Origin of the sequence: Treponema sp. (genome assembly GCF_045657965.1) — a bacterium.
Lineage (GTDB): Bacteria > Spirochaetota > Spirochaetia > Treponematales > Treponemataceae > Treponema_D.
Genome location: NZ_JAZOUG010000104.1, coordinates 1 through 13,464 on the forward strand (window position 1 = coordinate 1; position 13,464 = coordinate 13,464).

At 39.5% G+C, this 13,464-nt stretch carries 11 protein-coding genes; 4 read left to right on the forward strand and 7 right to left on the reverse strand.

The window, feature by feature from the left end:
* Both ACKI5B_RS03815 and ACKI5B_RS03820 read left to right on the forward strand, forming a co-directional pair.
* Positions 1-992, forward strand: a 992-nt coding sequence (locus tag ACKI5B_RS03815; RefSeq protein WP_486401666.1) for a mannitol dehydrogenase family protein, incomplete at its 5' end; no start/stop codon positions are given.
* Between the two features lie 22 nt (positions 993-1,014).
* Positions 1,015-2,031, forward strand: coding sequence for a LacI family DNA-binding transcriptional regulator (locus ACKI5B_RS03820; protein ID WP_407425997.1), 1,017 nt, complete (start codon positions 1,015-1,017; stop codon positions 2,029-2,031).
* A 47-nt stretch (positions 2,032-2,078) separates the two neighbouring features.
* On the opposite strand, the gene efp is transcribed toward ACKI5B_RS03820, so the two are convergent.
* Positions 2,079-2,642 (reverse strand): elongation factor P, encoded by a 564-nt coding sequence (efp, locus tag ACKI5B_RS03825; RefSeq protein WP_407425999.1) that lies wholly within the window; start codon positions 2,640-2,642, stop codon positions 2,079-2,081.
* A 99-nt stretch (positions 2,643-2,741) separates the two neighbouring features.
* Between efp and uvrB the strand changes: the two genes are divergently transcribed.
* Positions 2,742-4,742 carry an excinuclease ABC subunit UvrB gene (gene uvrB, locus ACKI5B_RS03830; RefSeq protein ID WP_407426001.1) on the forward strand — a complete coding sequence of 667 codons (2,001 nt, stop codon included), beginning with the start codon at positions 2,742-2,744 and terminating at the stop codon, positions 4,740-4,742.
* A gap of 79 nt (positions 4,743-4,821) precedes the next feature.
* Here uvrB and ACKI5B_RS03835 read toward each other — a convergent pair whose 3' ends face one another.
* Entirely contained in the window at positions 4,822-6,933 is a 2,112-nt protein-coding gene (locus tag ACKI5B_RS03835) for a PP2C family protein-serine/threonine phosphatase (protein ID WP_407426003.1), read from the reverse strand.
* A gap of 89 nt (positions 6,934-7,022) precedes the next feature.
* Between ACKI5B_RS03835 and ACKI5B_RS03840 the strand changes: the two genes are divergently transcribed.
* The gene (locus ACKI5B_RS03840; RefSeq protein ID WP_407426005.1) at positions 7,023-8,030 is read left to right on the forward strand and encodes an AEC family transporter; all 1,008 of its coding nucleotides are present in this window, start codon (positions 7,023-7,025) and stop codon (positions 8,028-8,030) included.
* Here ACKI5B_RS03840 and ACKI5B_RS03845 read toward each other — a convergent pair.
* The 5 genes from ACKI5B_RS03845 to ACKI5B_RS03865 are packed head-to-tail and all read right to left on the reverse strand — an operon-like array spanning position 8,027 to position 13,458.
* The gene (locus ACKI5B_RS03845) at positions 8,027-8,392 is read right to left on the reverse strand and encodes a hypothetical protein (protein ID WP_407426007.1); all 366 of its coding nucleotides are present in this window, start codon (positions 8,390-8,392) and stop codon (positions 8,027-8,029) included. The genes ACKI5B_RS03840 and ACKI5B_RS03845 overlap by 4 nt on opposite strands.
* Positions 8,393-8,415: 23 nt before the next feature.
* Positions 8,416-9,564: an elongation factor P maturation arginine rhamnosyltransferase EarP gene (gene earP, locus ACKI5B_RS03850; RefSeq protein ID WP_407426009.1), complete on the reverse strand. Its 1,149-nt coding sequence runs from the start codon at positions 9,562-9,564 to the stop codon at positions 8,416-8,418.
* Positions 9,565-9,567: 3 nt separating this feature from the next.
* Positions 9,568-11,718, reverse strand: coding sequence for a lipase family protein (locus ACKI5B_RS03855; protein ID WP_407426011.1), 2,151 nt, complete (start codon positions 11,716-11,718; stop codon positions 9,568-9,570).
* Positions 11,696-13,015: a S1C family serine protease gene (locus ACKI5B_RS03860; protein WP_407426013.1), complete on the reverse strand. Its 1,320-nt coding sequence runs from the start codon at positions 13,013-13,015 to the stop codon at positions 11,696-11,698. The genes ACKI5B_RS03855 and ACKI5B_RS03860 overlap by 23 nt, the downstream gene beginning before the upstream one ends.
* Complete coding sequence (locus ACKI5B_RS03865; RefSeq protein WP_407426015.1) at positions 13,012-13,458, reverse strand: PEGA domain-containing protein; 447 nt, start codon at positions 13,456-13,458, stop codon at positions 13,012-13,014. The genes ACKI5B_RS03860 and ACKI5B_RS03865 overlap by 4 nt, the downstream gene beginning before the upstream one ends.
* Positions 13,459-13,464: the final 6 nt, after the last annotated feature.

A 13,464-nucleotide genomic window follows, 5' to 3' on the forward strand; every position in this document is an offset into this window, starting at 1 on the left:
GCGAAAAGCTCCGTGCCGCAATTACCACCATTGCAGCAGAGTGGCTGAAAAAAGGCTTTGTAAGCGACGCCTTTGTAGCATGGCTTTCTGACGAAAGCAAAGTTTCGTTCCCGTGGTCAATGATTGACAAAATCACCCCGCGCCCGAGCGAAGAAATCGGCAAAAAGCTTGAAGAAGCCGGCATTGAAAAAATGAAGCCATTTATATCGGCTCACAAAACCTACATTGCGCCGTTTGTAAACGCAGAAGGTCCGCAGTACCTCGTCATTGAAGACCGATTCCCCAACGGCCGCCCAGCTCTCGAAAAAGCCGGCGTATACCTGACTGACCGCGACACCGTAAACAACGTTGAGCGCATGAAAGTCACCACCTGCTTAAATCCGCTGCATACATCTCTTGCAGTCTACGGCTGTCTCTTAGGCTACAATCTGATTGCAGACGAGATGAAAGACGCCGACCTTGCATCTCTTGTGCACAAAGTTGGCCCGGTTGAAGGTATGCCGGTTGTAACAGACCCGAAAATCCTTTCCCCGAAAACCTTTGTTGATGAAGTGATTAACGTGCGCCTTCCGAATCCTTTCATGCCCGACACGCCGCAGCGCATCGCCTGCGATACTTCACAGAAAGTGGGCATCCGCTTTGGAGAGACAATCAAAAGCTACGTGGCAAAAGACGGCAGCGCAAAGGCGCTTACTGCAATTCCGCTTGCAATAGCAGGCTGGCTGCGCTATCTTCTTGCTATTGACGACACAGGAGCTGCATTTGAGCTTTCGCCCGACCCGATGCTCGACGAGCTTCGCGCAAAGCTTTCTGGCATTGAACTTGGTAAGCCTGAAAGCGCAGACGGAAAGCTTACAGCCATTCTTTCTAACGCTAACATCTTCGGAAGCGACCTGTATAAAGCAGGTCTTGGCGAAAAGATTGAAGCAATGTTCAAAGAAGAACTGGCCGGTAAAGGTGCCGTCAGAGCGACATTGCACAAATACATGTAATAGAAACTGAAGGATATGCGGTATGCCTGAAAACTACACCATTTACGACCTTGCCCGAGACTGCGGCGTTTCTGTAGCGACAATTTCCCGCGTTATAAACGGAAGTGATGCCGTAAGCTCAAAGACGCGCGAAAAAGTGCAGCAGACGATGAAAGCACACAATTACACTCCGAACGTTTTTGCACGCGGTATGAACAAAATGAGCACAAAAATCATAGCTGTGTTCATTTCGGACATTGCAAATCCGTTTTTCGCAGATATCGTAAAAGGAATAGAAGAAACCTGCCGGCGCTACGAATACCGCATAATCCTCAGTATTACAAACAACGACATGGCTCAGGAAAAAAAAGAACTTGAACTGATGATGCAGAAACAGGTGGACGGATTCATTATCTGCGGAAGCCGTCCTGTTGCAGACACAAATGCGGAGTATCTTCGCGAAATAAGCAATAAACACCCTGTAATAATGGTAAACAGCCGCATTGACGGCGGCGAAAAGCTCTATTCCGTGCTTGTTGACGAAAAAACTGCCTCAGAAAATGCACTGGAAACGATTCTTTCAAAAGGTCATTATAAACGCCTGTATGTTTTCGGTGATACTGTATGGCAGACCACAAAAGATAAAATCGAAGCCGCAGAAAAAGTCTGTAAAAAACTCTCTGTTCCTTTTGATTCTGATTCTCTTTTTCAGTGTCCTCATACTCTCGAAGCCGGATATGAAGGAGCAGTCCGCTTTCTCAAACAAAAGCCTGTCACTCCCTGCCTTGTCTTTTGTGTTTCTGACCAGATTGCTGTCGGTGTGCTTAAAACTTTAGGTAAATTCGGCATGAAAACTGGTGAAGATTTTGGCGTACTTGGTTTTTCCAATATTTCGCTCTGCCAGCTTGTTACACCGTCTCTTACTACAGTAAACCAGTATATGAAAAATCTTGGTGAACAGGCAGCAAATCTTTTTATAAGTTCACAGAATGGCATTATCCTTGATGAAAAAGTCTTTTACTCAGATTATGAACTCATTGAGCGTGAAAGTACCGTCTGATGTGTTTAAGGAAATAAAAAAAGCCCCGAAAAATGGGGCTGTTTTCTTTAGTCTTTTGCGCGTTCTACGAATGAACCGTCGCGTGTATCGATTACGATGCGGTCATCTGTGTTACAGAATAATGGAACTTTAACTTCCATGCCTGTATCAAGAGTTGCAGGCTTTGTTGATTTACCTGAAGTATCGCCTTTAACGCCTGGTTCACAGTATGTGATTGTGCGTGTTACCTGAATTGGAAGGCGTACACCAACTGGTTTTCCTTCATAGTATGTAACTTTTACTTCGTAGTCATCATCTGGAGAAATGTATCCGGCATTGTCGCCAAGATAATCTTTGTCGAGCATTACATCGTCGTATGTTTCCTGATCCATGAAGTGATAGTCGTTTCCGTCAATGTAAGAAAGTTTTACGTTTTTTTCGACAAGTTCTACTTCTTCGAATTTTTCGCCGGCGTCAAGACCCAAATCCTGAGTACCGCCAGTAACGATGTTAGCAACGCGGAGTTTTGTAACCATGCCCTGACGTCCTGATTTCTGACCGAGCATCTTCTGAACGATGAGTGGAGAACCTTCATACATGAAAGCTGTTCCAACTTTGATTTCGTTAGTCATCAACATAATATGTTACCTCAAAAAATAAAGCTTTATGTACGTATTTTACTGATTTTTAAGGAGATATTCAACACTCAGAAAAAAGTGTATAATTTTGTTATGCGTAAATTTCAGGTAGTAAGTCCGTACGAACCATCTGGCGATCAGGGACAGGCAATCGAAAAACTGGCCGAAGGATTTTTAAAAGGCGATAAATTTCAGACTCTCAAAGGTGTTACAGGCTCTGGAAAGACTTTTACGATGGCAAAAATCATTGAAAAAGTGCAGCGGCCGACTTTAATCATCAGTCATAACAAAACTCTTTCTGCCCAGCTTTACCGTGAGTTCAAGTCATTTTTCCCGAATAATGCGGTCGAATATTTTGTCTCTTATTATGATTACTATCAGCCGGAAGCTTACGTTCCTGCGCGAGACCTCTACATCGAAAAAGACGCTTCAATTAATGACGAAATCGATAAGCTCCGTCTGGCAGCAACCTATTCTTTAATGGAGCGGCGTGATGTTATCGTTGTTGCAACAGTAAGCTGCATTTACGGCTTGGGTATGCCTGAACTTTACATGGAAATGCGTGTTCACATCGAAAAGGGCGAAATCCTTGATTTACGAAAATTTGAGCGGGATTTAGCTTCGATTCAGTATCAGAGAAATGACATGGTTTTGGAGCGGGGCAATTTCCGCGTTCGGGGAGATGTAATTGAAGTTTATCCGCCTTACATGGAAACTGACACCGCCTACAGAATCGAGCTTGATTTTGACGAAATTGCAAAAATCTCACGCTTTAATGTAATCAACCGTGACATTGAAGAAGAACTTGACGAACTTCAGCTTTATCCGGCCAAGCACTTCGTAGTTCCGCACGAAACTTTAATCAGTGCCACAGAGCGAATCGAAAAAGAGCTTGAAGAGCGAGTTGAAACTTTACAGGCTGCCGGCAAAATGCTTGAAGCTGAACGCCTAAAGACCCGTACAACTTACGACATTGAAATGATGAAAGAAATGGGCTACTGCTCCGGAATCGAAAATTATTCAGGTCCGATTACAGGCCGTAAAAGGGGAGATCCTCCTGCAACGCTCCTGCATTATTTTCCTGATGACTTTTTGTGCCTTATTGATGAAGCTCATGTTACAGTTCCTCAGGTAGGGGCAATGTATGAAGGAGACCGGAGCCGCAAGCAGAATTTAATCGATTTTGGATTCCGCCTGCCTTCAGCACTGGATAACCGCCCGTTAAAAGCCGAAGAGTTCTGGAAGAAGATGAACCAGGTCATTTACGTTACTGCAACTCCGCGGCCTGAAGAAATCAAGCAGAGTTCGCAGGTTGTTGAGCAGATAATCAGACCGACCGGGCTTTTGGATCCGATTATTGATATTCGTCCGAGTGAAGGTCAGATGGAAGACATTTACAAGGAAGTAAAAGAGAGAATCGATAAGGGCGAGCGGAGCCTGATTCTGACATTGACAAAAAAAATGGCAGAAGATTTGACTGATTATCTTTTAGGCTTAAATTTAAAAGTAAAATACATTCACTCAGAAATCGATACTTTTGAGCGTGTTGAGATTCTAAAATCGCTTCGAACCGGTGAAATCGATGTGCTGATTGGAATTAACCTGCTTCGAGAAGGAATTGACCTCCCGGAAGTAAGTTTTATCGCAATTCTGGATGCAGATAAAATCGGCTTTTTGCGTTCAACGACAAGTTTGATTCAGATAGTAGGACGTGCTGCCCGAAACGAAAACGGCATGGTCGTAATGTATGCAGACAACATAACGCCTGCAATCAAAGAAACCGTTGATGAAACAAAACGAAGGCGTGAAATCCAACAGAAGTACAACGAAGAGCACGGAATCACTCCGCACACAGTTTCAAAAGCCGTTCAGGATATTTTAGTGCGGCAGCAGGCAGAAGCAGGCGAAGAAACTGAAATCGAACTCGGCGTTCTTAAAAAGAGCGCAAATCTCTTTGACCCGAAACAGCGCAAAAAGCTGATTGAAGCATTAAAGAAAGAAATGAGCGATTACGCAGACAGGCTTGAATATGAAAAAGCCGCGGCAATCCGTGACCAGATTCAGGAAATTGAAAGAACGTATGGAGGAAAGTAAGAAAATGCAAGATGCCCTACAGGAGATAGGGGGAGAAAGACACAGATAATCCGTGTCATCTGTGGAATCTGTGGTTAAATCAAATCTCGCTGAGTTCTTCGATATAGTTTGCTGTATTTTCGCGCTTCAGGACAACAATTGTAATATCGTCGTTGCGTTTTTCATCTTTTGTAAAAGACTGAAGCTCGTCAATAATGTCTTCCATGATTGACTGTGCATCTTTTGCATAACTTTCTTTGATAACTTTTTTAATCCGCTCGCTTCCAAACTGCTCTTTTGCTTTATTTGTGCTTTCAGAAAGACCGTCCGTGTAAAAAACAAGAATGTCATCTTCTGCCATTGTAAATGTAATCTGCGGAAATGAAACTGTGATAAAATCCAGACCAATGGCTCCATGGTGTTCATCGCTGTTTCCTGATTCAATTTCATCACAGATATTACTTTGAGCAGAATAAAGAATCGGATTCGGATGACCTGCATTTGCCATTTCAACCTGGCAGACATCATTTTTATCAAAGTCATTGAAGCGGAACATAACGCCTGTCAGATAATTTTCGATATCACCTTTTGCTTCAAGGATTTCATCATTAATTTCGTAAAGAGTGCGTGAAACCGATTCATTTTTTTTGCGGTTCCGGATAAAGGCATGATAAATAATGTTTTTTGCAAGCATGGTTACAAGACTTGCCGCAATGCCATGACCAGAAACATCAAACAGAGAAAAGCCGTTTAAAATTTCTTTTGTGACATAGTAGTCATACATATCGCCTGAAATTTTATCAAGAGGCTTATAGCTTACCGCAATATCCCAGCCTTTGAGTGTCCGTGGAGGATACGGGAAAAATTTTTTCTGAACGATTGAGGCCATTTCCAGATCGGCTTCCGAACGTTTAATTTCTTCAGTAAGTTTTGTATTTTTTTTAGAAAGTTCCCGTGTCTGTTTGTGAACTTCCCGCTGCAGCTGTATATTGAGATATTCGTTTTGAACAACGGCTTTGTTGTATTTTACAGTCAAAAGAATAATAAACATGATGAGCGTACAAAGCCAGCCGAAAAGTGAAAAATAAGGTAAATCAGCTTCTTTAAGGGAATTTTTTAAAACAAAGTCGATGATTATTGAAAGGGCAAGCGGAATAAAAGCAGAACTCAGAATAAAAGCGGAGTGACGTTCATTAAATTTAAAAAATGCTTTTACAATGAAGAAAACACCCGTTGCAATTTGAATCAGTGAAATCACCAGAGTAAAAGGACAGACTTTCATAAGGATTGAATAGTCTGGAGCTGCAAGTGTTAAAACAGTGCTTAAGAGAAAAAGTGCTGTTCTGAAATTTCTCAGTCTGTCAGATTCCCGTTTATAAAGATGCTGTAATATGAAGGTTGTAAGACAGAAAGACATTAAATAAAAACCTTCACATAAAGTGACTTTCATAAAAGTTGTGAAAGAAATATTACCCAGAAAATCCAGTGGAATTTGAGGAGTAAAAAAAGGTGTTATAAAAATCATTGAGGCAATGCAGAGCAGCGAAAATGAAAGGTACTGGCGGTCTTTCTTTCGCCAGACAAAAATCAAAAAGAAAAGGAGGGCTGTAAAAAGCATGCCGCCTTCCGCAAAAATATAGATAATTGACTGTCTGAATTCATGATAGACATGAACCCGCTTTGTCTGGTCATGTTCGGCTATTAGTACATGATTTGAAATACCGCTTTTCCCGGCACAGTAGACTTTTATACAGACAGTGTTTTTGCCGGTCGTGTTAATAAGTGAAGCCGGTATTGTATAAAAATGTGAGCCCCAGAGAGAACTTTTTTCATTCGGCGGAAAATTGCCATAGCCTCCGACATATGTTCCGTTTACCCAGACTTTATCTGCAAAATGAAGATATGAAATTAAAAGCCCAAGTGCTTTACCTTTTAAATAATCACTTACTTCAAATTCAGCTTTGAGCCAGATGTATTTTTGAGAAGAACCTGCCGTAGTACGTATATTTGCAATGCCTTCTGTGGAAAATTTTTTAAAATTCAGAACTTCTGTATCTTCTGCAGTGCTTTCTTCAGAACATGGTGCCCAGTAAAAAGAATTCCTTAAATCTATAAGTTCTCCGTTTAAAACAGGATTCGGATCTTTCTTACAGGAATTAAGCACCAAAGCGGATAAAATTAAAATGCAGAATAAGAGTACATTTTTACGCACGATATGAGTATAACATAAAAAATCTCCAAAATCTGCATTTTAATGTGTTATATTTAGATTTTTTTTTATTTTTATTATATGATAAATGCATGATTTCTAATCTTTTTTTTACACTGAATGCTGTTATGCCGATTGTGCTTGTGATTGCAACCGGTTATTTTTTGAAGTCGATTCATCTTTTTGAAATTAAATTTTTCCCGCTCTTAAATAAGCTTTGTTTCAGATGCTGTCTTCCGTGCCTGCTTTTTTTTAATGTTTATAATGTTGATAATCTTTCTGAAATTGCACAGTACGGTAAAATCTGCCTCTTTGTCATTGTTTCTATTCTTGTTTTTTTTATGCTGGCACTTTTTGCTGTCCGATTTACAGTTAAAGATGACAGGCAGAAAGGTGTTATGATTCAGTGTGCTTACCGCTCAAACTATGCGATTATCGGAATATCACTTGCAATGTCAATTTCAACTGGAGATTCAAGGCCTGTTGTTGCTGCTTCAATTCTTTCTTCTGTTTCAATTCCGCTTTTTAATGTGCTTGCAATTCTGGCTCTCTCGCTTTTTGTAAGTGAAAACGGAAAAAAGGTCAGTGCAGTTTCTGTCTTAAAAAAAATTGTTACAAATCCGCTTATTTTAGGTGTTGCTGCAGGCTTTTTCTGTCTGCTTGTAAGATGGCTTATTCCTCAGAATCCTGACGGAACAAAACTTTTTACAATTAAGCAGAATCTTCCGTTTGTATATAAAACAATTTCTATGCTTGCTCTTTCGGCAAGTCCAGTTGCACTGATTGCCCTGGGCGGAAATTTTGAATTCAGTGCAGTTTCAAGGCTTAAATATAAAATTATTGCGGGAGTTCTTGCGCGTACTGTAATCTGTCCGCTTATCTGTCTTAGTGCAGCGTATGCTTTCGGTTTCAGAAATCTTGAATTTCCAGCCTTAATTGCGCTATACGGAACTCCTTTAGCAGTTTCAACCGTTCCTATGACCAGCGAAATGGGCAGTGATTCAGAACTTGCCGGCCAGCTTGTCGTATGGACTACTTTATGCAGTGCCTTTACGCTTTTTGTGATAATCTTTATATGTAAGCAGGCCTCTCTTCTTTAATCGTGCGGATTTTGAAGCATTGTGCCCCGGCCCCATAAAAAGCCGTTTTTAATTTCGAAAAGCCACAGCTCGTATCCATAGCAGAAAATTGCATAGTCGTAATAGCCTACATTTGTTCCAAGGGGAACCGGAATCATTTTTTCGCGTTTCCCCCGGGCAAGTTCATCGTAACGCTGAACATTAAAAATCTCTTCTGCAATTTTTTTGCCTTCTGAAAAATCATTAAAACAGTAAAATGATGTGTGAAGTTCTCCTCCGCTTTTAAAATTTAAAGTTACAGGAACTCTTTCATAAGCAGAAGAAGAGAAAATCAAAATATTCATAAAAAAAAGCAGAATTAAAATGCGGAAATTATGAATCATACACTATGATTATCGGAAGGAAGTTAAAGGGAGCCGATAAATTCCAAAAGATGTGAAGCTAAATTTCCGTTCTGATAAAGTTTTGCGGCAAAATTCTTAAAACCTTCAGTGTTTTTTTTGTCTGCTGTATCTAAAAGCATTTCTGTAAGTGACTGAGAATCTTCCTGTGTTTCGTAATCATTATAGCTTTGCCAGAATTTTTTAACCGGTTCAAATTCTTCGTCCTTAAAAAAAACTTCCATACGGCTTAAAAGGGCATTTACTTTTACAAGCTGATAATTTTCGTCCTGTTTGTATGCCTGCCATACAAAAGGAATGGAAGAAAGACATGCCCTTGCAAGAGAATCTTCTCCGCGGACAAAAAGAAAATCCATTTTTAAAATGAATTCATCAAATTCCTGCTGTGGCAGAAATGGAACTTTTTCTATTAAAAAAGATGCCCTGCTTTTTTTACAGGCATTTTCAAAAGGAGAAGAAGATTTACCGCTTGCAAGATAAACAGTTACGCAAAATTCCGGATTTTTTTTCTGCATTATTTCCTGAAATTCTGAAATTGATTTAACAACGGCAGTGCAGTCATCTTCGTAAGCAAAGTAAAAAATTGAAAACTGAGAATCCGAAACAGAAAGTTTTACAGTTTCAGTTTTCTGTTTTTCGTTAATAATAAGCCCGCCTGTTTTTTCTGTAAAACCCGGCATAAAAAAGCGTTTTTTAATGTTTGCTTTTCTGGTTCCGGATTTCAGCAGGTGAAATTCTTCTGCATAATCTTCTGCGGTAAGGTAATCTATCTGTAAAATCTGTACTTCACTGTTAAAATCTGGCGAAAAAAGAATATTTTCAAGCCAGTCAGGCCGGCCGCACTGAAAACACTCCAGTATAATTGAAAATGGAAAGCCGGATTTTTCCAGAAGGCCCAAATCAGAATTTTCAGTTTTGAGATTCCAGTCAACAACTTTCCAGACAGTGTTTTTGTACAGGAAATTCTGTATCTGTTTTGAAGAATCGATTTGAGGAGCAAGGGCTTTAAAACTTTCGAGGTTACTGACAACAAGTGTAAGTTCAAGAGACGGATTCAGATCGCTTAAAGCACGTGCAAGCCTGTAAACAACTCCTATGTCGCCGAAATTATCTACAACCTTGCATAAAATCAAAATATTGTTTTTATTGAACATAGTTTACATCCTGATACCAAATTGAATTGACGGAAAAATTTTTAGTTTTTCGGAAATATAAAAATGTCCCAGATTATCTTTTCTGACAGAATCAGAAAAGGCTTCCTCATTAAAATCTTTTATTTTTAAATCAAAAATCACGGCTGCAAAAATCTGGAATCGATGCCGCGGTTTAAAGGCAAGTAAAATCCGTGCAGAAGGAACTAAATTTAATTTTTTGTCAGTATTTTTATCATCCAGAAAGATAAACCTTGAAAAAGCTTCTAAATCAAGCAGAACCGGTCCGTAAAGAAATTCTTCATGACCGAGACCTGCTGAAAATCCATAAATATCGAAATTTCTTTTTGTAAAAATATCTGCCAGAACTGTGGTATAAACTTCTCTTGTTCCGATTTTTAAGCCTAAATTCCAGACTCTCTGTGTTGAAAAGCCGGCTTCTGCCTGAATGTTAAACTTTAAATGTTCAGAGAGCCCGTATTTTTTGATAAGCGGTTTAGATTCTTTTCTGGAAAGTTTTTCATATTCCAGTGAATCCTGATTTAATGTTATTTTTCCTGCTTCAAATTTTACAACTCTTCCTTTATTGACAAAAATATTCTGTGTTTTTGTTTCAAGCAGGAAACTGCCGTCAGCCTTGTATTTTTCGATTTTATAACCGACTTCGGTTGGAATAAGGCTGTCTTTATGAATTACCACATTCAAATTCTGGTTTCCGGGAAAACCGATTACATTTTTCTGTGGAAGCGGAAAGCCTGCAACCGGGATTTTAAGTGAATAAAGTTCAAAAGCCCCGTCTTCAATTTTACAGAGCAGGTTTCCTTCTTCATCGTAGACCGCACAGTCAAAATTACCGTCAAAAACTATTTCAGCACATCCTGATTCAGAATAAACTTCATTTTCATCAAGTGCCATAATCCAGGAAAGATAAGTTTCCGGGGCGTGCATATCTATACATGCATTTAACGCGTAATCAAAGCCGCCTTCAATATTTGCTTCTACATTTCTGCGTATCTGGCGAAAAAGAAAAGGAATTTCTTCTTTTTTCTGCATTATGGTATTTATGTCATTTGAAGAGCCTTCAGGAAAAACTTTCCAGAAAACATTTTCTCCCATATTGCGCAGTCCGAGAAAATTTCTGTAGTAACTTTCTGTGTCTGTATAAATATTTGTCAGAATTCTTGAAAGCTGAATCTGTAAAAAAGGACCGTTTTTAAATGGATGGTAAGGTCTTAAAAGCAGTTTTTCAAAATACCTGTTCATTCTGGGAACATAATTATCTAAATAAAGCTTTGGACTGGTATTCCAGTAGTTTATGAGCACTTTATTCTGCCCGAACTTTTTCCACTGCCAGTTATTCTGGTTTGGTGGAATTGAAGGTACGATATCTTCTGCATTTACAATGTTCCAGATAAAATTGTATTTCTCATCAGAGGTTTTTTCTTCCTGGCTTACATTCGGGGAAGCAAATGTGTATACAAAAAGCTGATTTTCTTTAATTTTTCCTTCATCAAACAGAATTACGCCAAGAAGATTTGAAAGAGCGGCTCCACGACTGTGTCCGGTAATCAGAAAAACACATTCTTCTGTATTGATTTTGTTTTTTTCGAGATATGCATACAGATTTTCTTTGATTTTATGAGCAGTTTTAGAAAACCCCTCGTGAATGCTGATATTTTTTTTTGTTGTGTCGCTGATATTCAGATTTGAAATCCATTCGTTTGCATTCATCGGTGTTCCGCGAAGAACTATAAGCACGAGATTTGAATTTCTGACTTTTTTTACTGCAAAACTGTAAGCCGCCTGATTGTTGTCCTGCTGATTTACACTGTAATCAAGAGAATAATTCCATTCGATTTCTGAATCAGAAAAACCTAATGCATGGTAACTTTCCAGAAGTGCATTTGAATCCGGTGATTTTTCAACATCAGTATAAGATGTAGAAGCGAGAAGGGAGGCAATGCGGGCTATTTTGTGATTGTACTGATACGGCGAATTATTAAAGAACCAGTTTTCATCCCATTCTATTTCAACAGGCACGGGCTTTTCTGCCATTGTAGCAAGACCTGTTACAGAAAGCGTTACCGTGCGTGCATGAGAAAACTGAAAAGTAAAAAGTAGAAAAATGAAAACGCTAAAGAGCAGTTGTTTTTTCATTTGTCTGATTCTGACTGCTTTCCTTGCCGTCGAGAGTAACTTTGAGTTTTTTGTATTCTCCGTCACGGAAAACAGTTACTGTTACAGTATCTCCCGGCCGTTTTGATTCTAAGGCACTCATGTAGTCAGCGTAAGTTTTAACAGAAATATTGTCGATTCCAGTGATAATGTCGCCGCCAAGATAGATTGTGGTCGGATTAAATCGCGAACCGTACTGAACAGCCTGTGTGCCGCCGAGAATTCCTGATTTTTCGGTTAACGAGCCTTTTTCGACAGAGCTTACAAGAACGCCGGTCGAAACAGAAAGCCGTGCATACCGTGCAATTGAAGAAGTCATCTGAACCGGAGTGATTTTTAAAACACCGCGGTTAACTTTGCGGTATTTAATCAGGTCATCAACAACGCGGCGGGCTGTACTTACAGGAACAGCAAAGCCGATTCCTGCAGAACTTCCTGAATTAGAAATAATCATCGTGTTGATTCCGACCATTTTACCGGTTGTATCAAGTAAAGGTCCGCCTGAGTTTCCAGGATTGATTGCTGCATCGGTTTGAATCATATTTCTGATAATGACATTCGTGCTTTCCTGAATAGGACGGCCAAGTCCGGAGATAATACCTGTGGTCATAGTGCGCTCTAAGGCAAAAGGATTTCCGATTGCAATAACTTTCTGACCGACTTTAAGATTGTTTGAATCACCAAAATCGATTGTTTTGAGAGTAACATTGTCCGGCGGATTAAATTTTAAGACTGCAATATCGCTTTCTACGTCTTTTCCGATTACGGTTCCTTCATATGAAGAGCCGTCTGCAAGGGAAATATTGATTTTAGTGGCATTTGAAATTACATGTACATTTGTAACTACATAGCCGCGGCTGTCGATAATAGAGCCGCTTCCTGAACCGCCTTCCTGCACAACAGGTTCCCAGAACCAGTTGTAAGCCATTTCCTGTGTTGTAATGTTTACAACTGCTTCGTTACATTTTTCGTATACAGAAATATTCTGCTGTTCATCCTGAGTGTATTTTGAAGAAGAAGTTGAAATTGTGCTTGTGTTTTCTGAAACTACCTTCTGGCGGATGCTTTCCTGTTCAGAGGTCTGTGAAAAATTCGACTGATTTTCAGAAAAATCAGTTTCAGCCTCAGAAGATTTTTGTGAGGTTTCTGTATCAGTATTTGAATCTGAAGATTTTGAATTTACTGAATAATAAGCAACAAAACCGAGAGCAATTAAAATGCCTGCAATAAGACCGGAAAATGCTGATTTTATCAGCTGTGAGCGGGAATAAAGTTTCATAAGCCTTCTCCTGCTGTAACTGTATTTTCTGCCTGAGCCTGCTCTGACTGCAGGGCAGCAGATTGTTCCTGAAGATTTTGAGAAGATTCATCTTCGGTTTTTTGAAGTTCTTTAAGCTCGATATAGAAAACCTGTGCCTTGCCGTTTTCGACGGAAATAAAATTTTCCTGATATTCATAACCTTCTTTTTCTACACGAAGAAGGTAGATTCCGTCGATAAGATTTGTGAGAGTTAATTTACTTAGGCCCTGATAATTTCCGTTCAGAAGAATCCGGCATTTTTTTACATTTGTATTGAATGTAACTTTTGTACTTCTGTCTTCAATTGGTGATGATGATTCGCTTTCAAGCATCGGAATAAAATCAAATGCTCCTTCTGCCGAAACTAAACTTCCTGAAAAAACTGAAAAAACTGTAAAAATAACTAAAAAAATCTTTTTCATGCTATA

Coding starts and splice junctions, on each gene's coding strand:
- uvrB (WP_407426001.1), top strand. CDS start 2,742: ATGCGTAAATTTCAGGTAGTAAGTCCGTACGAACCATCTGGCGATCAG.
- efp (WP_407425999.1), bottom strand. CDS start 2,642: ATGACTAACGAAATCAAAGTTGGAACAGCTTTCATGTATGAAGGTTCT.
- ACKI5B_RS03860 (WP_407426013.1), bottom strand. CDS start 13,015: ATGAAACTTTATTCCCGCTCACAGCTGATAAAATCAGCATTTTCCGGT.
- ACKI5B_RS03840 (WP_407426005.1), top strand. CDS start 7,023: ATGATTTCTAATCTTTTTTTTACACTGAATGCTGTTATGCCGATTGTG.
- ACKI5B_RS03855 (WP_407426011.1), bottom strand. CDS start 11,718: ATGAAAAAACAACTGCTCTTTAGCGTTTTCATTTTTCTACTTTTTACT.
- ACKI5B_RS03820 (WP_407425997.1), top strand. CDS start 1,015: ATGCCTGAAAACTACACCATTTACGACCTTGCCCGAGACTGCGGCGTT.
- earP (WP_407426009.1), bottom strand. CDS start 9,564: ATGTTCAATAAAAACAATATTTTGATTTTATGCAAGGTTGTAGATAAT.
- ACKI5B_RS03865 (WP_407426015.1), bottom strand. CDS start 13,458: ATGAAAAAGATTTTTTTAGTTATTTTTACAGTTTTTTCAGTTTTTTCA.
- ACKI5B_RS03845 (WP_407426007.1), bottom strand. CDS start 8,392: ATGATTCATAATTTCCGCATTTTAATTCTGCTTTTTTTTATGAATATT.